Here is a 22,153-nt window from a genome sequence, read left to right as displayed (position 1 = left end):
ATGCTTACCCTGATCGCCAGCATTCTGTGCAGTGTTGCTGTTTCCATTTTGCTGAAAGTTGCCCGCCAGCGGCAGATCGATGTGGCCCAGGCCATCATGGTCAACTACGGCGTGGCCGTCACGCTTAGCCTGGTGCTGCTGCAGCCGCACCCCAGCAGCCTGCTCAATCCCGCCACACCCTGGTGGATCCTGATTGCCTTGGGCGTGTTATTGCCCAGCGTCTTTCTGTTCATGGCCGCAGCGGTACGGCAGGCCGGAATTGTTCTCAGCGACGCTGCCCAACGCCTGTCCTTGTTCCTCCCCTTGCTGGCCGCCTTTTTGCTGTTTGGCGAACACCTGGGTGGCCAGAAACTCTTGGGCATAGCGTTGGCACTGACCGCCTTGCTGTGCTTGCTGATGCGTCCCCGCCAAGCCAGCAGCCAGGACTCAGGCACCGGGCATCCGGCCCTGATGCTATTGGCGGTATGGCTGGGTTATGGCGTGATCGACATCATGTTCAAACAGCTCTCCAAAGCGGGCGCCGCCTTTTCCAGCAGCCTGGTCGTGTCCTTTTCGCTGGCCGGTGTACTGATGCTGTGCTGGCTCCTGGCCAAGCGCACCCGCTGGCATAAAGGCAGTCTTTTAGCCGGTCTGGTTCTGGGCTCCCTGAACTTCGGGAATATTTTCTTTTATATTCGTGCCCACCAGATCTTCCCGGAGAACCCCACCCTGGTGTTCTCGGCCATGAACATTGGCGTCATTGCTCTAGGTGCCATAATTGGCGCGGGCTTCTTCAAAGAAAAGCTCAGCGCCCTCAATATGGTGGGTGTGGCTCTGGCAATTGGCGCGATCGTGGCCCTGATTCCGCGTTAAAGACAAAAAACGCTGGGCGTAGCTCATACACGCCCAGCCAAACGCACTATACGAGGATTCGTATATTTGACATTTAAAACTTCGAGGCACCGCTGCGTTTCATCTCCTGTAGATTAGAAAAAAAACCGTTTACCGACGCTCACGTCGGAGACTACACAGGAGACAAGACCATGACCGGATTTACCCGCCGACAATTACTGCTCGCTGCCGCTTCCGCCGGAGTGGGCACACTGGCCGCCCCCTGGCTAAGCCGTAGCGTTCTGGCTGCAGAAAAGCCTGTTGTGGCCGCTTTATTCTGCGGCCACATCGACGACAACGGCTTTATGCAAGCCGGATACCAGGGCTTTAAAAAAGCCGTCGCTCAACTGCCCATCACCGGTCATTACAAAGATCAGGTTGCCAACGAAACACAAGCGCAAATCACCGCCCTGCGCGAGCTGGCCACCAAGCACAAACCCACTTTACTGATCGCCCATGGTGGCCAGAATACCGACGCCGCTCTGACTGTGGCCAAAGAATTCCCTGATATTCGCTTTGTGATCACCCAAGGTGCCGTCACCTCCAGCAATCTCAGCAGCTATGACGTACGTCAGGAAGAATCGGCCTGGCTGGCCGGTGCGTATGCCGCCTTCATGACCAAAACCGGCGTGGTCGCCCACCAGTCCGGCATCCGGGTGCCACCGGGTTTGCGCGCCCGTGCCTCCTATGCGGCGGGTGTCAAACACGCCAATCCAGATGTCAAACTACTGACCAACTTCTCCGGCAATCAGGACGATATAGAGCTGGCCGCACGCGTCACCCAGGCCCAGGCCAAAGCGGGGGCCGACATCATCTACACCATGCTGAACAAAGGCCGTAGCGGCACGACGCAAGCCTGCCGTGAACTGGGCATCAAAGAGATTGGCAATGTGATCGACTGGGTCGCCCGTGAGCCGGATGTCTTTGTCGGCTCAGCCTGGGCCGATGTGGGCATTGGCGTATTTGAAGCCTGCAAGGACTTGAGCGAAAACAAGTTTGAGTCTGGCAAGATCTTCAAGGTTGGCCTGCAGCAGCCTGAGGCGGTACGTCTGATTATGGCCCCCGATACGCCCACACAAGTACGCGAACGAATTGCAGCGCTGCAACAGGACATTCTGGCGGGCAAGATTGAGGTTGAAGCAGAGTTCAGCGGGCCTGAGTTCCAGATCTAAGCCCTGACTCCAAACAAGCATCTGCCTGGAAATCAAAACCCTGAGTCAAACGAACTGCCCCCGAAGCGTGGATTGATATCCAGCTTTCGGGGGCAGTTTGCAATGCTTGTTTCTGATGAGACTCGTAGCAGTACAACGCTACGAATGCAGCCGGCTACTTAGCGACTAGGGTCCGATGGTTTGCGCCCTTCCTTTGCATCATCCAAACCGCCCAAGCCACCTGACTCTGCCGGGCTCTCTGAATTCGCCACTTGCCCTGAAGCTGCTGCACTCTGTGGGCTTCCTGAGCTTCCCAGGCCAGGATCGGCGCTTTTATCAAGGCTTGCCAGCGTATCCGTCGCCTCCTCTGCCTCGCTCTCCACAGGCGCGCTTTCCGCACCGGCAGGCACACGCTCTTCAACCGGGGGCAGATCCTCAAACACCGGGTCATGCGATACGTCAGAGCTGATATCCACTCGTGGGTCCAGCGCCACCGCCGCTGCCGAGCTTTGCAAGCTATCCGGCATAGGAACAAAGGTCGTAGGTGCATCCTGGCTCAAGTGATCGCCCAGAACCTTCTGCGGACGAACCAGCAAGACCAGGGCCAGGCCACAGGCCGCCACAAAGATGTAGTACAGATTGCTGCCGACATAGGACATCAGACCGCCCGCCAGCAGCGGTCCCACACAGGCCCCCAGGCCATACACCATGTACAGAATGGCGCTCAAACCCACCCGCCGTTCCGGGTCCACGTTGTCGTTGGCAAAGGCCGCGCCCAAGGGATAGAGCGTAAATTGCAGAACACCGAACATGGCCGAAAAGACCAGCAAGAACCAGAACGGCGCCTCGAACCAACCCCACAAAGGGATGGCCAGGGCCAGCAAACAGATCGCGTTGATACGGATCAGTTTGACGCGATTCATACGGTCAGCCAACCAGCCCACCGGCCACTGCGCCAGCACCCCGGCAGCCACCGACACCGCGACAAACAAGGCGGCCTGCTCATTGCTCAAATGGACGCGCACCGCATACACCGGTGCCAGGCCATAAAAGGCCCCAGTCAACATACCCGCCACCAGTAGCACCATCATGGACAAGGGCACCCGGTCCACGTAGTAGCGTGCGTTAATCGGCGCAGGTACTTGTAAAGGCGGGTGACTGCGACGGGTAATCGCCACCGGCACCAGACTGAAGGCCGAACAGATGGCCACAAAGACCAGCGGCTCGTAATTCAGATGCGGGAACAGAGTCAGCGACAACTGCCCCAGCACGGTGCCCAGACTGGAGAACACCATGTAAAAGGCAAAAATAGTGCCGCGCTGGCTATTGTCGCTTTGCTCGTTCAGCCAGCTTTCGATGCCCATGAACTGCACCACCATGGCCGCGCCCGCCAAAAAGCGCAGCAGCAGCCAGACGTACATGGAGTCGACCAGAATCTGAACCAGCACACAGATGGTGACGATGGCAGCACTGGCAGCGTACGCCCGAATATGGCCCACGCCCATGATCAGGCGGTGACCCATACGGGCACCAAATACCAGACCCAGGTAATACACTGCGATCAGCCCGCCAATCCATACCTCTGACACCGAGATGGCCGTCAGGCGCACCCCCATGAAGGTATTGAACAGGCCCGAGCTCAACAACAGCATCAGGGTCGCAAAGTACAGGGACGAAAACGCACCCACCGATGACAGCATCCACACATCCTAAAAAAACTGCGGCACCGCTCCCGCTATCGCCCTGATTTCCAGCAAGGGTCCAGCCGGGAAGACGGTAAAAAAAAGCGCCAGCTTGCAGCCAGCGCTTCGTAATCCTTCTATCCCACGCCACGCCGGACAGGCGCGGGATCAGATACTTACGACTTTACCTGTTTCAACAGGGTGTCTGCATCCGATGTATGCAGGCCGCCGTCGTTATCAATGTTCAATTGTGTGACAACGCCGTCCTCCAGCAAGGCGGAGAAACGCTTGGAGCGCACGCCCAGGCCTTTGGAAGTCAGGTCAAATTCCAGACCCAATGCTTTGGTCCAGATGGCGCTGCCGTCAGCCAGCAAACGCACTTTGCCATTGACGTTCAGGGACTTGCCCCAAGCGCCCATCACGAAAGGATCGTTCACAGCCACGCACCAGATCTCGTCCACGCCAGCGGCCTTGAACTCGTCTGCCTTGGCGATAAAGCCAGGCAAGTGCTGCTCGGAGCAGGTAGGGGTGAATGCGCCTGGAACGGCGAACACGGCAATTTTCTTGCCTTTAACCAGATCAGCCACCTGAAAGTTGTTGGGGCCCAGAGGGCAGCTTTCTGTGGCGGTTTCAATGTACTCGCTAAGGGTCGCGTCTGGAACGCGCGCACCGACTGAAATGGACATAAGGTCTCCGTATGAATAAATACCGCCAGCATGGCGGCCCGAACTACCTATGATACTAATAGACTGGCCTGTCTAATAGGCAAATAATACTTATCAGTACGTTTCACTTGCCTACACAGCCAGGAAAAAACCATTCGGCGCTAAAGGGCAATCCGACAAGCACACGTAGGCAGCAACCTGTAGTGGGCTATGGAATCAGCCAGTTCCGGCACTCAGAAAAACACAGCCCATACAGCAAAAAACCGGCCAGTACCCAAACCGATCACCCACAAAAAAGGCCGGGCTTGTCGCCCGGCCTTCAAGGTGATTCACGTCTTGCGCAGATTGCATCAAGCCGTACTGCCACATCATGGGCTCACCCCGCCCTGACCACGGATAGCGTTCAGGACTCCTACAGCCATCCCATCATGCGGGGCAGCCAAAGCGTAACTTCAGGTACAAAGGTAATCAGCAACAGGAAGGCCAGACCGGTCAGCAACCACGGCACCGTGGATTTGGTGACTTCGGTCAGGCCCAACTTCGATATGCTGGACGCCACATACAAGTTCAGCCCCACCGGCGGTGTCGCCAAGCCAATCTCCATATTCACCACCAGCATGATGCCGAAGTGAACCGGGTCCATACCCAGCTTCATGGCAACGGGGAACAGGATCGGTGCCATGATCAGGATCAGGCCCGAAGGCTCCATCACCATGCCGATCACCAGTAGCAGGACGTTCACGAACAGCAGGAAGGCAATCAGGCCCATGCCTTGCGACACAATCCATTCCGCAATCGCCTGGGGAATCTGCTCGGAAGTCAGAATGAAGGCGAACATGACTGCGTTGGTGATGATGTACAGCAGCATGGCACTCATGGCTGCCGATTCCAGCACAATGCGTTTGACCTCGCGCAGCTTCACATCCTTGTAGACCCAGACCGCAATCACAAAGGCGTAGACCGCACTGATGGCTGCTGCTTCGGTAGGTGTGAAAATACCGGAGTAGATACCACCCATCACGATAACGATCAGCATCAGGCCCCAGATGGAGTCCATGAAGGCACGCCAGCGCTCTTTGTAAGAAGCACGCGGCATACGGGGGTAGTCCAGCTTCCAGGCACGGTACATAGTGGTGGCGCCCAGGAAGAAGGCCAGAATCAGACCTGGAACCACACCAGCAATAAACAACTGCCCGATCGAGGCGGTGCCCACTTTGGCACCATCAGGGCCTTCAACCATCATGCCGCTGGTAGCCACGGCATACATCACCATCACAATCGACGGTGGCAGCAAAATACCCAAACCGCCGGAGGTAGCCACAATGCCGGTCCCGAACTGCACGGGGTAGCCTTGTTTGACCATGGCCGGAATCATGATGGAACCGATGGCCGCCACGGTAGCAGGCGAGGAGCCACTAATCGACGCAAACAGGGCGCAAGCCAGCACCGCAGCCAGACCCATGCCGCCGGGCAAGTGGCCGACCATGGAAGCGGCAAAGCGAATCATGCGCTGCGCAACCCCGCCATGCGTCAGGAAACTACCGGCCAGGATGAAGAACGGAATCGCCATGATCTCGAACTTCTCAATCCCGGTGAACAGCTTGAGCGCAATACTGTCCATCGGCACTTCGGTCATGGTGAACAGGAAACCCATCACCGTCAGACCCAGGGCAATCGATACGGGCATCCCTGTCAGCAACAGGATAGCCAGCAAGGCAAAAATAATCAGGGCGGTCATGCGCGCGCTCCTTCGGATTCAGACACACCGCGCTCTGTTTCAGCGATCAGATCAGCCGCAGGCTCGTGATGGGGCAAATGACCAGTCTGAATAAAATTCATCAAGGCTTGCAGGAAGCGGAAGCACATCAGCAAGGAGCCCGCAGGCACCGCCAGATACACGATCCATACCGGCACTTCCAGGTCAGCCGACACTTGGGCGGTCTGGGCGATGCCGTATACAAAGCGACCGCCAATCCAGGCAACAATGGCCGTGAACAAGGCACCCGCGAACAGGGAGATCACGATCAGCAGATGACGCCAGCGTGGGCCCACGGAGTTCACCAGCACGTCCACACCCACGTGGATGCCAACGCGCACGCCGTAAGCGGCACCAAACTTGGCCATCCAGACAAACAGGTAAATGCACAGCTCCTGTGCCCAGAGCAAGTTGATGCCCGCAACGCTTCGATAGGTAGAACGGGCCATGGCAGTGACGGACTCGTAACCCTGAGCCCGCGACCAGGACACCAGATCAGCCAAGAGACTGACCGAGTAGCGCTGGCAGACCGCTACAAAAATAATCACTACGGCGGCCACCATCAGAAATGAGATCAGCATTTCCTCAAAGCGGTCCAGAAATCGTAAAAACATGGGTAGCTCCAGACTACAGTCTGCCCGCCCGGGGGCCGGGCAGACACAAGCATGTAGCGGGAAGAAAAGAGAACAGGTCTGAGTCAGACCTGTACAAGACAATCAGATGCAGCAGGCTTTATTCGGTTGCTTTGTAGAACGCGTCGATCACGTCCTGACCGATACGAGAGGCCATTTCCTTGTGAACGGGACGCAACTGCTTGACCCATTCTTCACGCTCGGCATCGCTAAGCTGATAGAACTGGGTCTTGCCGGACTCTTCCATGGCTTTCATGGAATCGTTGTTCTCTTGCTCGGCAATGTCGTTGGCGTAAACCGTGGCTTCGTCCATGGCTTTTTCCATGCCTTGGCGAATATCGTCAGGCAGACCTTCCCAGAACTTCTTGTTCACGATCACGGCGTAGCCCAGGTAACCGTGGTTGGACACGGTGGCGTGCTTTTGCACTTCGTGCATTTTCTGGGTGTACATATTGGACGGCGGGTTCTCGGTGCCATCCACAACGCCGGTTTGCAGCGCCTGGTACACCTCGGAGAACGCCATCACCTGAGGCACCGCGTCCAGTGCCTTGAACTGGGCTTCCAGAACCTTGGAGGACTGGATTCGCATCTTCAGACCCAGGAAGTCGTCCACGCTTTTCAGGGGACTGTTGGCACTCATGACCTTGAAGCCGTTATCCCAGTAGGACAGACCCTTGATGCCCTTGGGCTCCAGCTTGTCCAGCAACATGCGGCCCACAGGACCTTCGGTAACCTTACGCAGATCGGTGCGATCGTTGAAGATGAAAGGCAGGTCGAACACTTCAAATTCGCGCACGCCCAAAGGACCAAACTTGGCCAGCGAAGGAGCCAGCATGTGAACCGCGCCCAGTTGCAGGGCTTCCAGTTCTTCCTTGTCCTTGTACAGTTGCGAGTTCGGGTAGACCTCGACAACCACCTTGCCCTCGGTGTACTTTTCGGCCAGTTCTTTAAAGCGCACAGCGCCCTTGCCCTTGGGTGTATCTGGCGATACAACGTGGCTGAACTTGATGATCATGGGGTTAGCCAGAACAGGCGCGGACAGGAATACGGACGCCAGCAAGCTGGCCACAAGGGTCTTTTTCATGTTTGCCTCCGGTCGGTTAAGAGCCGACACGTTTTATTGATTGATTTGCGTGAAAGCGTGTAGCTTAAAAAAGCAGCCCCAAATTATCTATTGTGGAAATCCGAAACCATTTGTCATGATGCGTCTTGCCCGTCCGTCCGGATTCATACGCCAGGCTGCCTCGCGCACCCTGGCCGCCCACCCGATCAGCACCTATGTGCCTATCCTGGCCATCCTGATTATTGTGCTCTTGATGGGGGTGTTTGCCTGGGCCGTCAATAAGGAACGGGATGACGAACAGTCCAACGAACTGATCCGCAATGCCTTGTGGGTGGAACAGTCCTTATCCTTCCAGTTACGCTCGCATGAAAATAATTTAAGCCGCATTGCCAGCGAAATTGAAGTCAACTCCAATCCCATCAGTACCCAAACGGCACTTACGCAGCTACAGCACTTCAAGACCATTCACCCGGATCTGCTGAAAGTCGCCGTGCAGGATCGCTTTGGCACGACCTTGCTGGTGCGCCCACCCGGTGCCGACACCCGAATTGCTGCCCACGTCAGCACACCGCGTACCTCCACCTGGTTACCTGCGTACTTCTCCAATGAGCATCAGGAAAGTGTGCTGGATCTGGTCGTTCCCATTTACGAAGAAAACGATATTGTCGGCACTTTGCGCGCCACTTTTTCCCTGGCCACCATCCTGATGGAAAACGTGCCCTGGTGGATTGCCGAGCAATACCATGTTTCCCTGATTGATCAAGGCGACCAGACACTCGCCATGCGCTCCAAAGGCGAACCGGGCGAGAGCGAACTACGCTACGCCATGTCAGTAGACCCGCCCTTGCATGGCGTGCGTCTGTTGATGACACCCTATCCGCAAAAAAACATCCCCACCTTTACCCTGCTGCTCACCGTGATTGCCGGTCTGGCCTTGCTGGCCGTGGTGAACCTGGCTATGCAGCATCACTACGCCCGCAAGCGGCGCGATGCCGAACTGGCCCTGATGCAAGAGCAAGCCTTTCGCAGCGCCATTGAGAACTCCATGGTCACCGGCATGCGTGCCCGCGATCTGGATGGCAAAGTGCTGTACGTGAACCCGGCTTTTTGCGAGCTGGTGGGCCGCCGCAGCGAAGAGATTATTGGACTGGCCCCACCCATGCCCTGGTGGGTGCCGGAAATGATGGATGAAACACTGGAGCGCCGGGATCGACTGAAATCCTCCCGCGCCGTGCAGGTCTTTGACACCCTGTTTCAACGGCCGGACGGCTCCCGTGTTGATGTGCAGGTGTTTGAGTCGCCACTGATTGACGCTCAAAAGCAGCATGTGGGCTGGATCAGCTCCATCATCGACATCAGTTCCCGCAAGCAGGCCGAAGCCCTGGCCAGTTCGCAATCCGAACAGTTGCACCACACGGCCAAGCTGGTCACCATGGGCGAGATGGCATCCACTTTGGCCCACGAACTGAACCAGCCACTATCCGCCATTGCCAGCTATGCGGCAGGCTCTTTGAACCTCTTGAGCAACGAGCCGCTGGACCCCAAACAACTACGTCGCGGGCTGGAAAGTCTGGCCGAGCAAACCCGCCGGGCCGGACAGATCATTCACCGAATTCACGACTTTGTTCGCAAACGGGACCCTCAGCTTAGCCCGCTGAATCTGCCCGATGCCTTGCAAGGGGCACTCGCCATGGCCAAGGCCGGATTGCGCCATCATCAAATCCAATTGGTGACTCCAGCCCACCCCGAGGATCTGCCCGTCATGGGCGACAAGGTCTTGCTGGAGCAACTGATCTTCAATTTGCTGCGTAATGCGGCCGAAGCCATGTCTGGCCTGGAGGCCGAACGCCGTATCCTGGAAGTCAGCATGCAGGCCAGCAATGGCGTGGTATTGGTGATGGTGGCTGATCAGGGCCCCGGCGTGGCCGCCACGATCATGGGTGAAGTATTCCAGGCTTTTACCACCACCAAAGCCCAGGGCCTGGGCATAGGCTTGAATATTTGCCGCTCTATTGTGGAGCTGCACCATGGCAAACTCTGGTTTGAAAACGGGGTTCCCCACGGTGCCACTTTCCTGTTTTCCCTACCCTTGATCGAACATGACTAAGCGCGCTCCTTTGGTCCACATCGTGGACGACGACCCCGCCATCCGAGATGCCCTGTCCTGGCTCTTTGCCACCCGACAGGTCAATACCGAGCTGTGGGACAGCGGCGAGGCCTTTCTGAATGCACTGGGGCCCGACAGTCAGGGCTGCATCTTGCTGGACATCCGCATGGACGGCCTGTCCGGCCTGGAAGTGTTTGAACAGTTACGCGAGCGCCAATCCTGCCTGCCCGTCATTTTTCTGACTGGCCACGGTGACCTGCCCCTGGCCGTGACGGCCCTGAAACAAGGCGCTGCAGACTTCATCGAAAAGCCCTTTAACGATAATGATCTGGTGGACCGCGTTCTGGACGTGCTGCGCACTTACGAGGCCAGTCAGGCCGAACGCGCCAATGAGCAGGCTCTGGAAGAGCGGCTGGAAACACTGTCCCAACGTGAACGGGAAGTGCTGGCTCTGGCCCTGGAGGGGCGGCTGAACAAACAGATTGCCCAGGATCTGAGCATTACCATGCGCACGGTCGAAGTTCATCGTGCGCGGGCACTGGAAAAAATGCAGTCCCGCACCCTGATCGAACTGGCACGCATGCTGGACCCGGCCCGCCTGCGGGAAGACCGCAGCCCGCCGGGGCCTTAGGCAAAGGCACCGGGACGGGTGTATATAATGCAGCCATAAACTATTAGAACCGCGCCCAAGGCCCGGTCCCCGGAGCGATAATGAGCACCACTACCGAAAACACCGATTTGCACCTTTCCCATCTGGATGAAGATGGCAAAGTTCAGATGGTTGATGTCAGCCACAAATCGGCAACATCCCGTTCTGCCACTGCCCGCGCCGTGGTGCGCTTGAGCCCGGCTGCCTACCAATTGCTGTCGGCCCAGCACAATGCCAAGGGCGAAGTGCTCAACACCGCCCGTGTGGCGGGTGTTCTGGCCGCCAAACGCTGCGCCGAGCTGATTCCCATGTGCCACAGCCTGCCACTGGATTTTGTCGGCATTGATTTTGAAAGCGATGCTGCTGCTGGCACCATTGCCGTGCTGGCCACCTGCCGCACCCGCTACACCACCGGTGTCGAGATGGAAGCCATGACAGCCTGCTCCATTGCCGCCCTGACTATTTACGATATGTGCAAAGCCGCCGACAAAGGCATTGTGATCGAACAGACCCGCCTGCTGGAGAAAACCGGCGGTAAAAGCGGCACCTGGACAGCCTCGGTCTAAGCCCTTTCACGGAGATATCATGACAAGCCCTTTGACATTGCGCGTCCTGTACTTCGCCCAAGTGGCCGAACGCACAGGCCAGCGCCAGGAAAACTGGGAATGGCCACAAGAAAGCACTGTCCAGCAATGGACGGAGGCCCTGCTGCAACGCCACCCAAATTTGAGCGATATGGCAGGCCGCCTGCATGTGGCGGTCAACCAGTTTCACGCCAAGCCCACCGACCCTGTCCGCCCTGGCGATGAAGTGGCTGTGTTCGAGCCCGTCACCGGAGGTTGAGATGATTCGCATCCAGACCGAAGACTTTGATGTTGCCGCCCTGAACGCCGAGCTGCGCACCACGGCAGGCGGCAAGGCCGGTGCCATGGTGACCTTTACCGGCTATGTGCGCGATCAGGCCGATGGCACTGCCACCGAATCCCTGTTCCTGGAACACTATCCTGGCATGTGCGAACGCGAGATCGAAGCCGTTTGCGACCAGGCCCGCCAACGCTGGCCCATTCTGGATACGCTGGTCGTGCACCGCGTGGGCGAGCTGCACCTGACCGAACAAATCGTCTATGTCGGCGTCACCAGCGCCCACCGTGGCGACGCTTTTCGCGCCTGCGAATTCATCATGGATGTGCTGAAAACCCGCGCCCCTTTCTGGAAACGTGAAAACTTGGCGGACGGCAAGCGTTTCTGGGTGCAGCAGCGCGATAGCGATGCCCAGAAAACCGATGCCTGGAATACTTCTGCGGACACCAACAAGCATGTCTAAAGCCAAGAGCGATTTACCCGCTGCCCGATTGAATGTGGCCGTCCTGACCATTTCAGACCGCCGTGGCCCAGATGAAGACACATCGGGCGACTACCTGGCAGACAGCTTGACCGACAGCGGCCATTACTGCGTCCAGCGTGCCATCAGCAAGGACAATATCTACGCGATCCGCGCCCTGCTCAGCCAATGGATTCTGGACCCGGAAATCAACGCCATCATCTGCAATGGCGGTACGGGCTTCAGCCATAAGAAGTCCACGATTGCGGCGGTGACCCCCTTGCTCGATCAGGTCATTACCGGCTTTGGCGAACAGTTTCGCTACCTGTCCTATCAGGACATCGGCTCCTCGGCGCTGCAGTCCGATGCGCTGGCCGGGACCGCCAACCGAACCTTGCTATTTTGCATTCCCGGCTCGGGCGGCGCTTGCAAACTAGCCTGGGAAAAAATCCTGAAAGAGCAGTTGGACAGCCGTCATCGCCCTTGCAATTTTGCCTCCGAGTATCTGGAGCCACCCAAACCCTGATGCCTGCACAAGGCAAAGCGGCAAGGACCTCGGAACGCCCCCTTTTACACCGTGACCTCATCTCCTGAGCCACGAATTGTTTTATCGAATTTATCCATCCTATGATCGAATTTGACGTAGCACAGCAACGGCTGGCCCAGGCAGGACAAGTTCCCACCCAAACCGAAACCTGCGATTTGTCGCAGGCCTTGGGACGCATTCTGGCCCAGGATATTCAAGCTCAACTAGACATGCCGCCTTCCGACAATAGCGCTATGGATGGCTATGCCTTGCGCCTGGCCGACATCGTCGATGGCAAGGTTCTGCCTATTCAGCAGCGCTGCTATGCCGGTGATATTCCTGAGACGCTGAAAGAAAACATGGCGATCCGCATCTTTACCGGCAGCATGTTGCCGCCCGGTGCCGATACCGTGGTCATTCAGGAGAACTGCCAGGAAGACGAACAAGGCGTGCGCATTCTGGAAATGCCCGTGGCAGGCGTGAACATCCGCCGTCGTGGTGAAGACATGCGTATTGGTGAAGTACTGATTACCACAGGCACCAAACTGACGGCGGCCCATATTGCCCAACTGGCCGCACAGGGCCACGCCCAGTTGCAGGTCTACCCTCGCCTGACGGTGGGCATCCTGACCACAGGTGACGAGCTGACACCCGCCGGTCAGCCTCTGAAAACCGGCCAGATCTACAACTCCAACGCCCCCATGCTGCGTGCACAGCTTCAAGCTCTAGGGGTTGAAACCGTCCATGCTGTTCATGCCAAAGACACACTGGAAGCCATTCAGGACGCCCTGAAAGAACTGCTGCAACGCTGCGATCTGGTGCTGACGGTAGGCGGTGTCTCGGTAGGTGAAAAAGACTTCGTGAAGCCTGCCATCGAAGGTATAGGCGGTCAGCTAGATCTGTGGAAAGTGCGCATGAAGCCCGGCAAACCGCTGGCACTGGCGTACATAGACAACAAGCCCCTGGTCTGCCTGCCCGGCAACCCGGTGTCTTCTTACGCCGTGTTTTCCTTGATGGTGTCGCCGCTGATTCGTCGTCTGCAAGGTCGCAATCAAGTACTGCCCACGATTCGCTACGGCATTCTGCAAGGCGAGCGCCACTTTGAAGGTGACCGCGAAGAGTTCATCCGAGTACAAGTGGATAACGACGAGCAAGGCCGCCTGCTGGCGCGCCCATTCGATAATCAGGGCTCGGGCGTGATCAGCTCCCTGCCTTGGGCACAGGCACTGGCCCGCATCCCTGCCGACTCCCATGTCGCCCCCGGCGATGTGGTGCGTCTGTATGAATACAGCCAGTGGCAGGCATAAGCTCGGACAGTCATCCAGGCTTTAACTTGGCCATAAAAAAACCGCCCTGATCAGGGCGGTTTTTTAATGGGCTATCCGTGACTGGAAGGAAAGATAAAAATCATGCAGACACATGGTTAGAACCAATCAGTTCAGCCCCTCAAATCTGAGTTTCTTCTCAAACCACCGATCAGGAACTAACTTGCCAGCTTTGCGCCTGGTCCAGATCCTGAGGGGTATTGATATTGAAGAAAGCACGTTCAGGGGCATTGCGAAAATCCACTTCCACCGCACCTATGCTTTCCAGCCACGTCATGACACGGCGTTCGCCGCTCAGCAGATACTCTTTCAGGCTAGCAGCCTGGTCGGTACGCAGCAGCAGGCATAGGGGATGGCTGCGTTCAGCTTGCGCATAGGCAGCGACAGCGCCCTGCTCTTCTACCGCCTTGATCAAGCGCTTGCCCAAGTCCACGGGTACAAAGGGCAAGTCCACGGGACAGGACAAGGCCCACGGGGTAGAGATCTGATCCAGCACACTGGCCAGACCGGCCAAGGGGCCCAGATAGCCCTCCAGTTCCAGCGCATCGGGGACCACACGGCCCCAATGGACATACTGTTCAGGGTTACGGTTCGCACTGATCAACATAGGGCCCACCTGTGGGCGCAGGCGACGCACCAAGTGCTGAACCAAAGGCTGGCCTTGCAAGAGCAGCAAACCTTTATCGATCTGACCCGACAAATCAAAACGCCGGGCCCGACCGCCTGCCAACACAATACCGCTGATGTCCTGTGTGCTTATCATCCGCCGATGTAACTCATTTCTATACGCTCACGACTCGTGGTCTGCTCGCCCCGAATCTCGGAATATCGGTCCTGCCGACCTGTCCAGACGCCATGCATATAGGCGGCTAACTGTTCGTCGGAAGCATCCGAGCGCAATTGCGCCCGCACATCATAACCTTGAGAAGCAAACAGGCACAGAAACAGGCGTCCCTCCGGGGAAAGACGCATACGCGAACAGTCCCCACAGAAGGGCTGGGTCACACTGGTAATTACGCCCACTTCGCCTGCACCATCCTTGAAACGCCAACGGCTGGCAACTTCACCTTTATATTGAGCGGCCACCGGCTCCAGCTCAAAACGCGACTGAATGCGTTCCACAATGTCTGCGCCGCTAAGCACTTCCTGCAGATTCCAGCCATTGCTGGTGCCTACATCCATGTACTCAATAAAACGCAGTATCTGGCCCGAGCCTTTGAAGTGCTCCACCATAGGCAAAATCTGATCGTCGTTCAGACCTTTGCGCACCACCATATTGACCTTCACCGGGCTCAAACCCACAGCTTGGGCTTTGGCAATGCCATCCAGCACGGTGGAGACAGAAACACCGCTATCGCTCAGTTGAGTAAAGCGGGCATCATCCAAAGCATCCAGACTGACGGTGACGCGATGCAGGCCCGCGTCTTTCAAAGCCTGGGCTTTGCGGCCCAACAAGGTGCCATTGGTCGTCAGGGTCAGCTCCACCGGATTACCTTCCGGTGTGCGCAGCTTGGCCAACATGGCAATCAGCACGTCGATATTGCGACGCAAGAGCGGCTCGCCGCCCGTCAGGCGCAGCTTGCGCACGCCCAGGGCAACCGCTTGCCGTGCCACGCGCTCAATCTCTTCAAAACTGAGCAGGGAAGAATGAGGCAGGAACTCGTAGTCCGTGCCAAACACTTCCCGCGGCATACAGTAGGTACAGCGGAAATTGCATTTGTCGGTCAGGGAAATACGCAGGTCACGAAACGGACGGTGGCGTTTGTCCAAGGGTTGCCCGGACACAGCAGCAATGCGCACCGTTGGACGGCGCGCAGGTTCAGCAGCACTCGTTTGAATCCCCTGTTCAATGCCTGACGGTACAAGCCCCGATCCAGCAGGCGCCGCGTCAGTCCGCCCCGCAGATAAAGCCTCGGAGCCTGGGGAAGCAGCTTCTTGATATGGCCTGGCCTGAACCTCGTCTACAGACAGCGGTTCACGTTTTGGCCCATGATCATCGCTCATGGTGTTCTCTTTCGTTCAAGGACAGGGTTGGCCCCGTCTCATGGTGTATGTGTGTTTTCGTCAAGCTAAGGAGACTAACGCCAGAGCAGATCGGCAGCCTGCCCGAAGGCCTGCTCCAAGGTCATGATCTGACCCAATCCCCGTGGATCGTAACCCACCAGATCTTCCATGAATTGACTATACGCGGAACCGCCAATCACGTTCATCAGTTGCTGCATAGGAGCCTTATCCAGCGCTTCTTGCTCGACCGCAATGAAATAACGCTCCTGAGCCAGGGGAATGAACTCCAGCCCGCATCGGCTGGCCGCTGTTTCCACACCCAGGCCGGTATCGGCCATGCCACTGGCCACATGAGCCGCCACCGCCATATGCGTCAATTCTGTTGTTTCAAAGCCCAACACCGCATTCGTGTTTACCCCTAACTGGCCCAACAGCAAAGTCGCCAGAAAGCGGGTACTGGAACCCATTTGCCGGTTCACAAAGCGCACATCCGGCCGCAACAAATCCGCCATGCCCGTGATGTTCTTGGGGTTGCCCTTCTCCACAAACAGGCCGGTTCTGCGGGTAGACAGGAAAATCAGCCTGTGACGCGACGGCGACAACCACTGTCCATAACGACGCATGGCAGCCACCTCGAACTCGCCCACCGGAACCTGAAAGCCTGCCAGATCGCAGTCCCCGCGCTCCAGCGAAGCCAGCGCTTCAATGGCCGTGCGATAACGCAGTTCCAGCGGCAAGCCTTCGTGCTCGTTGGCAAAGCGCATCAGGCCTTCAATCGCAAACCCGTGGCTGGCCTGAAAGCGCAAACGATCCAGGGGCTGGGCGTACAAGCGGCCCAGTTCCTCTTCCAGCTCGGAAGCCATGCTTTCCAGGGTCGGCGTCAAACGCGCATCCAGACGCCGGTTGGCCCACAATAAGCGTTGGGCAAACTCGGTCAGCTTGGTGCCTTTGCGCCGCGAGGTTTCCAGCAAGGCCGCATCAAACTGTTTTTCGGCATTACGTAACAAGCCCCAGGCGTGTCGGTAGGAAAACTGGCATTCTTTGCTGGCTCCCGCCAGGTGCCCAAGTCGCTCGATGGCACCCAACAGACGCAGGACATCCCCCATGGGAAGCTCCACGCCGTCGGCATTTTCCAGAATCCATTCAGAGCGCAGCCGGGCTTTGAATTTCTGTTTGGTCATGTGTTTTTAAGACCAGTGTGTTTTCGTATTTATGTTTTGCACTGCATGTACCAAACATTATATATGCGAAATATTGCTTATTGAAGTTATGGACTTAAGTCGTTAGATTACGGGAGAAAACATAGTCAAATAATATGCACAGCCGTGCATAAAAAAACATGGAGGCGCAGGCTCCCAACCCGGGCACCGCGCACACAGGACATGCACACAATCCCTCATGCCCAGGAGCAGGACCTGTCCGGTCTGACTCCTGAAGAGGTCACCTTGCAAGCCGTGCAGGAACATGCCGGCCAAAAAGGTAACCTGTTGCCTATTTTGCACACTATCCAGGACCGGCTCGCCTGTATTCCCGAGTCCGTGGTGCCGGTGCTGGCCGAACAGCTAGCCCTGTCCCGGGCGGAAATCCATGGCGTTATTTCCTTTTACGCCCACTTCCGTACCCAGCCCCACGCGACTCATACCCTGGAAATCTGCCGGGCTGAAGCCTGTCAGGCGCGGGGCGGGCTGGAGCTGACGGCTCATGCCCGTCGCCGCCTGAACTGCGACTTCCATGAAAACAGTAATGACGGCCAGTACACCCTGGAGCCGGTCTACTGCCTGGGCCTCTGTGCCCAGTCCCCCGCCGTCATGCTCGATGGCGTACCCCATGCACGCGTCACCCCGGAAAAACTGGACGCCCTGCTAAGCAGCCAGGAGGCCCAGTCATGAGCACGATTACCGTTTATGTTCCGCGCGATACCGCGGCCGTTGCAATGGGCGCCCATCAAGTTGCCCAGCAACTGGCAGCGCAGGCTAAAGAGCGTGGTCTGGATGTACAGATTGTGCGCAATGGCTCGCGCGGTTTGCTGTGGCTGGAGCCCATGGTCGAAGTCCAGACGGCAGAAGGCCGTGTGGCTTACGGCCCTGTCCAGACCGAAGATTTGCCCGGTCTGTTTGACGCCGGTTTCCTGCAAGGCGGTGCACATAAGTTGAGCCACGGCCTGACGGACGCCATCCCCTACCTGAAGAACCAGGAACGCCTGACTTTTGCCCGCGTGGGGATTATTGATCCAATCAGCGTGGCCGATTACCAGGCCTGTGGCGGCTTTGAAGGTTTGAGCAAAGCGCTGGCCATGGAGCCAGCCGCGATTGTGAAAGAAGTCACTGACTCCGGCCTGCGTGGTCGTGGTGGTGCGGCTTTCCCGACCGGCATCAAATGGAACACGGTACTGAACACACCGGCTCCACAGAAATACATTGTCTGTAATGCCGACGAAGGCGACTCGGGCACATTTTCTGATCGCATGCTGATGGAAGGCGATCCCCTGTGTCTGGTTGAAGGCATGGCGATTGCCGGTCTGGCCGTCGGGGCGACCTACGGCTACATCTACGTACGCTCCGAATATCCACTGGCCGTGCAAGCGCTGAACGAAGCCATTGTGGCGGCGCGCGCAGCAGGCTGGCTGGGCAAGAACATTCAGGGCAGCGGCTGCGAGTTCGATCTGGAAGTACGCAAGGCAGCCGGTGCCTATATCTGTGGCGAAGAAACCGCCCTGCTCGACAGCCTGGAAGGCAAGCGTGGCGTGGTGCGTGTGAAGCCGCCTCTGCCCGCCATCAAGGGTTTGTTTGGCCTGCCCACCGTGATCAATAACGTGGTGTCGCTGGCCTCCGTGCCTGTCATTCTGGCCAAAGGCGGTGCTTACTACCAGAACTACGGCATGGGCCGTTCGCGTGGCACCCTGGCGTTCCAGTTGACCGGCAATCTGCAAAACGGTGGCCTGGTGGAAAAAGCCTTTGGCGTCACCCTGCGCGAATTGCTGTACGACTACGGTGGCGGCAGCGCCAGTGGTCGTCCTTTGCGTGCGGTGCAAGTAGGTGGCCCATTGGGTGCCTATCTGCCCGAGCACCAGTGGGATGTCCCGCTGGACTATGAAGCCTACATGAAGATCAATGCCATGGTCGGCCACGGTGGTCTGGTGGCCTTTGACGATACGGTGGACATGGCTCACATGGCGCAATACGCCATGGAGTTCTGTGCCATTGAATCCTGTGGCAAATGTACCCCCTGTCGCATTGGCTCTACGCGTGGCGTGGAGACCATTCAGAAGATCCGTCGCCGCGAAGATATGGACAACCATGTCGAGCTGCTGCGCGACCTGTGCGACACCATGTTCTCCGGGTCCTTGTGCGCCTTGGGCGGCATGACCCCTTATCCCGTCCTGTCCGCGCTGGAACACTTCCCCCAGGATTTTGGACTGGCCCCGCAAACCGAGCAGGACCTGGCCAAGGTCTAAGACGGAGATCACCATGAAAGAAACAGTCGCCGTACGCGAACGTGACCTGGGCACCCCAGCCTCGACCCAGACCGAGATGGTCAACCTGACCATTGATGGCAAATTGATTGAAGTGCCCGTTGGCACTTCCGTGATGCACGCGGCCGCCTTGGCCGGCATCAATATTCCCAAGCTGTGCGCCACCGATTCGCTGGAAGCGTTTGGCTCCTGCCGCCTGTGCCTGGTGGACATTGAAGGCCGTCGCGGCCACCCTGCTTCCTGCACCACCCTGGTGGAAGAAGGCATGGTTGTCCAAACCGAAAACGACACCCTGCACAAGCTGCGCCGCAACGTGATGGAGTTGTACATCTCCGATCACCCGCTGGACTGCCTGACCTGTCCTGCCAACGGTAATTGCGAACTGCAAGACATGGCCGGTGTCGTGGGCCTGCGCAGCGTGCGTTATGGCTTTGATGGTGCCAACCACCTGGACGACACCACCGACGATTCCAACCCTTATTTTGCCTACGACTCCAGCAAGTGCATTGTCTGCAATCGCTGCGTACGTGCCTGTGAGGAAGTTCAAGGCACTTTTGCACTGACTATCGACAAGCGCGGTTTTGAATCGCGTGTTACCGCCGGTCAGAACGATGGCTTCCTGGGCAGCGATTGCGTGTCCTGTGGTGCTTGTGTCCAAGCCTGCCCGACCTCTTCCCTGATGGAAAAATCCGTCATCGATCTGGGTCAGCCCGAACACGCCGTCATCACCACCTGCGCTTACTGCGGTGTGGGTTGTGGCTTCAAGGCCGAGATGAAGGGCGACAAAGTCATTCGCATGACACCCTGGAAAGACGGCAAGGCCAACCGTGGCCACGCCTGCGTGAAAGGCCGTTTTGCCTGGGGTTACGCCACTCACCAGGACCGTATCCTGAGCCCCATGATCCGCAAGAGCATTACGGACCCTTGGCAGGAAGTGTCATGGGACGAGGCCATCAACTACGCCGCCTCCGAATTCCGTCGCATTCAGGACCAACACGGTCGTGACGCCGTAGGCGGTATTACCTCCTCGCGTTGCACCAACGAAGAAACCTATCTGGTGCAAAAGCTGGTTCGCGCCGCCTTTGGCACCAACAACGTGGACACCTGCGCCCGCGTGTGTCACTCCCCTACCGGCTACGGCCTGAAGATGACCCTGGGTGAGTCCGCCGGTACGCAAACCTTTGACTCGGTGATGCACACCGATGTGGTGATCGTGATGGGTGCCAACCCCAGCGCCGCCCACCCCGTGTTTGCATCGCGCCTGAAACGCCGCCTGCGCCAAGGCGCCCGCCTGATCGTGATCGACCCGCGCCAGACCGAACTGGTCAGCTCGCCACACATCCAGGCCGACTACCACCTGCCCCTGCGTCCAGGCACCAACACCGCCATGCTCACCGCCATGGCCCACGTTATCGTCACCGAAAATCTGGTGAACGAAACCTATGTGGCCGAGCGCTGCGATACTGCTGCCTTCAATGAATGGCGCAGCTTTGTCAGCCAGCCCCAGAACTCGCCAGAAACCATGGCCGAGATCTGCGGTGTATCCGCCGACGACATCCGTGGCGCAGCCCGTCTGTACGCCACCGGCGGCAACGGTTCGATTTACTACGGTCTGGGCGTGACAGAACACAGCCAGGGCTCCACCACCGTGATGGCCATTGCCAACCTGGCCATGGCCACCGGCAACGTGGGCCGCGAAGGCGTGGGTGTGAACCCGCTGCGTGGTCAGAACAACGTGCAAGGCTCCTGCGATATGGGCTCCTTCCCGCACGAGTTCCCTGGCTACCGTCACGTCTCGGACAATCAGGTTCGTTCGCTGTTTGAACAAGCCTGGGGCGTGCCTCTGCAATCCGAACCCGGCCTGCGCATTCCCAATATGTTTGACGCCGCCCTGAGTGGCAGCTTCAAGGGTCTGTACTGCCAGGGCGAAGACATTGTTCAGTCCGACCCGAACACCCAGCACGTGGCCGCCGCCATGGCCGCCATGGAGTGTGTGGTGGTGCAGGACCTGTTCCTGAACGAAACCGCCAAGTACGCCCATGTGTTCCTGCCCGGTTCCTCCTTCCTGGAAAAAGACGGCACCTTCACCAACGCCGAGCGCCGCATTTCGCGCGTACGCAAAGTGATGGAGCCCAAAGCTGGCATGGCTGACTGGGAAGTCACCTGCGCCCTGGCCCGTGCTCTGGGCTACCCCATGAGCTACGAGCATCCCGGCCAGATCATGGACGAGATCGCCCGCCTGACACCGACCTTTACCGGCGTGTCCTACGATCGCATCCAGGAACTGGGTGGCAGCGTGCAATGGCCTTGTAACGAGCAAGCCCCTGAAGGCACCCCCACCATGCACATCGACGAGTTCGTGCGTGGCAAGGGCCGCTTCATGCTGACCCAATACGTGCCCACCGAGGAACGCAGCAGCCGCAAGTTCCCCTTGTTGCTGACGACTGGCCGCATCCTGTCGCAATACAACGTGGGTGCACAAACCCGCCGTACCGACAACGTGGCCTGGCATGCGGAAGACTTGCTGGAAATTCACCCGGTGGATGCCGAAGATCGTGGCATTCGCAGTGGCGACAAAGTCTCGGTCAAGAGTCGTGCGGGCGAGACCGCCTTGCGTGCGACGGTGACCGAACGAGTGCAGCCAGGGGTGGTCTATACTACTTTCCACTTTCCCGAGTCGGGTGCCAACGTGGTCACCACCAATAACTCGGACTGGGCAACCAACTGCCCCGAGTACAAGGTGACAGCGGTACAGATTCAGCGCGTCACGTCCGAGTCGGCCTGGCAAAATCGCTGGAACCGTTTCCACGATATTCAGCAGCGTCTCTTGCAAGGCGAGACCCTATCGGCCGAAGATTTGGCCCATGCGGATCACAGCCACCAGCATGAGCCTGACGAGGCCGTCGCGAAAGTATGATGCGTCTAAACAG

The 22,153-nt window shown here is 57.9% G+C and carries 20 protein-coding genes; 12 read left to right on the top strand and 8 right to left on the bottom strand.

Annotated elements, in window-relative coordinates; translation table 11 throughout:
* Positions 1-852: an EamA/RhaT family transporter gene (locus tag JYG33_RS16985; RefSeq protein ID WP_207873323.1), complete on the top strand. Its 852-nt coding sequence runs from the start codon at positions 1-3 to the stop codon at positions 850-852.
* 170 nt (positions 853-1,022) lie between these two features.
* Complete coding sequence (locus tag JYG33_RS16980; RefSeq protein WP_207873322.1) at positions 1,023-2,042, top strand: BMP family protein; 1,020 nt, start codon at positions 1,023-1,025, stop codon at positions 2,040-2,042.
* Positions 2,043-2,200: 158 nt separating this feature from the next.
* Here the strand turns inward: JYG33_RS16980 and JYG33_RS16975 are convergent, their stop codons facing one another.
* The 5 genes from JYG33_RS16975 to JYG33_RS16955 all read right to left on the bottom strand — a co-directional run bounded on the left by JYG33_RS16975 (position 2,201) and on the right by JYG33_RS16955 (position 7,840).
* Positions 2,201-3,721 carry an MFS transporter gene (locus tag JYG33_RS16975; RefSeq protein ID WP_243430215.1) on the bottom strand — a complete coding sequence of 507 codons (1,521 nt, stop codon included), beginning with the start codon at positions 3,719-3,721 and terminating at the stop codon, positions 2,201-2,203.
* A 158-nt stretch (positions 3,722-3,879) separates the two neighbouring features.
* A complete protein-coding gene (locus JYG33_RS16970) occupies positions 3,880-4,389 on the bottom strand; it encodes a peroxiredoxin (protein ID WP_207873321.1) in 510 nt (169 codons plus the stop codon).
* 391 nt (positions 4,390-4,780) lie between these two features.
* Positions 4,781-6,106, bottom strand: a complete 1,326-nt coding sequence (locus JYG33_RS16965; RefSeq protein ID WP_207873320.1) for a TRAP transporter large permease subunit — start codon at positions 6,104-6,106, stop codon at positions 4,781-4,783.
* Complete coding sequence (locus tag JYG33_RS16960; protein WP_207873319.1) at positions 6,103-6,738, bottom strand: TRAP transporter small permease; 636 nt, start codon at positions 6,736-6,738, stop codon at positions 6,103-6,105. The genes JYG33_RS16965 and JYG33_RS16960 overlap by 4 nt, the downstream gene beginning before the upstream one ends.
* A gap of 118 nt (positions 6,739-6,856) precedes the next feature.
* Entirely contained in the window at positions 6,857-7,840 is a 984-nt protein-coding gene (locus tag JYG33_RS16955; protein WP_207873318.1) for a TRAP transporter substrate-binding protein, read from the bottom strand.
* A 115-nt stretch (positions 7,841-7,955) separates the two neighbouring features.
* On the opposite strand from JYG33_RS16955, the gene JYG33_RS16950 reads away from it, so the two are divergent.
* From JYG33_RS16950 to glp, 7 genes are all read left to right on the top strand, one after another.
* Positions 7,956-9,926, top strand: a complete 1,971-nt coding sequence (locus tag JYG33_RS16950; RefSeq protein ID WP_207873317.1) for a PAS domain S-box protein — start codon at positions 7,956-7,958, stop codon at positions 9,924-9,926.
* Positions 9,919-10,557: a response regulator gene (locus tag JYG33_RS16945; protein ID WP_207873316.1), complete on the top strand. Its 639-nt coding sequence runs from the start codon at positions 9,919-9,921 to the stop codon at positions 10,555-10,557. Before JYG33_RS16950 ends, JYG33_RS16945 begins: the two co-directional genes overlap by 8 nt.
* 80 nt (positions 10,558-10,637) lie before the next feature.
* Positions 10,638-11,141: a cyclic pyranopterin monophosphate synthase MoaC gene (moaC, locus tag JYG33_RS16940; RefSeq protein WP_207873315.1), complete on the top strand. Its 504-nt coding sequence runs from the start codon at positions 10,638-10,640 to the stop codon at positions 11,139-11,141.
* A 19-nt stretch (positions 11,142-11,160) separates the two neighbouring features.
* Positions 11,161-11,418, top strand: a complete 258-nt coding sequence (gene moaD, locus JYG33_RS16935) for a molybdopterin converting factor subunit 1 (RefSeq protein WP_207873314.1) — start codon at positions 11,161-11,163, stop codon at positions 11,416-11,418.
* Between the two features lies 1 nt (position 11,419).
* Positions 11,420-11,899, top strand: coding sequence for a molybdenum cofactor biosynthesis protein MoaE (locus JYG33_RS16930; protein ID WP_207873313.1), 480 nt, complete (start codon positions 11,420-11,422; stop codon positions 11,897-11,899).
* Positions 11,892-12,422 (top strand): molybdenum cofactor biosynthesis protein B, encoded by a 531-nt coding sequence (gene moaB / locus JYG33_RS16925; RefSeq protein ID WP_207873312.1) that lies wholly within the window; start codon positions 11,892-11,894, stop codon positions 12,420-12,422. Before JYG33_RS16930 ends, moaB begins: the two co-directional genes overlap by 8 nt.
* Before the next feature lie 101 nt (positions 12,423-12,523).
* Positions 12,524-13,729, top strand: coding sequence for a gephyrin-like molybdotransferase Glp (gene glp / locus JYG33_RS16920; RefSeq protein WP_207873311.1), 1,206 nt, complete (start codon positions 12,524-12,526; stop codon positions 13,727-13,729).
* Between the two features lie 169 nt (positions 13,730-13,898).
* Here glp and mobA read toward each other — a convergent pair whose 3' ends face one another.
* The 3 genes from mobA to JYG33_RS16905 all read right to left on the bottom strand — a co-directional run bounded on the left by mobA (position 13,899) and on the right by JYG33_RS16905 (position 16,932).
* Positions 13,899-14,510, bottom strand: coding sequence for a molybdenum cofactor guanylyltransferase MobA (mobA, locus tag JYG33_RS16915; protein WP_207873310.1), 612 nt, complete (start codon positions 14,508-14,510; stop codon positions 13,899-13,901).
* Complete coding sequence (gene moaA, locus JYG33_RS16910; RefSeq protein ID WP_243430214.1) at positions 14,507-15,751, bottom strand: GTP 3',8-cyclase MoaA; 1,245 nt, start codon at positions 15,749-15,751, stop codon at positions 14,507-14,509. The genes mobA and moaA overlap by 4 nt, the downstream gene beginning before the upstream one ends.
* Positions 15,752-15,825: 74 nt before the next feature.
* The gene (locus JYG33_RS16905; protein ID WP_207873309.1) at positions 15,826-16,932 is read right to left on the bottom strand and encodes a substrate-binding domain-containing protein; all 1,107 of its coding nucleotides are present in this window, start codon (positions 16,930-16,932) and stop codon (positions 15,826-15,828) included.
* Positions 16,933-17,133: 201 nt separating this feature from the next.
* Here JYG33_RS16905 and JYG33_RS16900 point away from each other — a divergent pair, with 201 nt between their 5' ends.
* Genes JYG33_RS16900 through fdhF form a run of 3 tightly spaced genes read left to right on the top strand, consistent with a single transcriptional unit; the run spans position 17,134 to position 22,140 of the window.
* The gene (locus JYG33_RS16900; RefSeq protein WP_207873308.1) at positions 17,134-17,640 is read left to right on the top strand and encodes a formate dehydrogenase subunit gamma; all 507 of its coding nucleotides are present in this window, start codon (positions 17,134-17,136) and stop codon (positions 17,638-17,640) included.
* Entirely contained in the window at positions 17,637-19,205 is a 1,569-nt protein-coding gene (locus JYG33_RS16895; RefSeq protein ID WP_207873307.1) for an NADH-quinone oxidoreductase subunit NuoF, read from the top strand. The genes JYG33_RS16900 and JYG33_RS16895 overlap by 4 nt, the downstream gene beginning before the upstream one ends.
* A 13-nt stretch (positions 19,206-19,218) precedes the next feature.
* Entirely contained in the window at positions 19,219-22,140 is a 2,922-nt protein-coding gene (gene fdhF / locus JYG33_RS16890) for a formate dehydrogenase subunit alpha (protein WP_207873306.1), read from the top strand.
* The last annotated feature ends 13 nt before the right edge of the window (positions 22,141-22,153 follow it).

The organism is Alcaligenes sp. SORT26 (genome assembly GCF_017377875.1).
Classification (GTDB): Bacteria; Pseudomonadota; Gammaproteobacteria; order Burkholderiales; family Burkholderiaceae_B; genus Alcaligenes; species Alcaligenes parafaecalis.
Note: the sequence above shows the minus strand (reverse complement) of the source record. Positions and strands in the feature narration are given on the sequence as shown.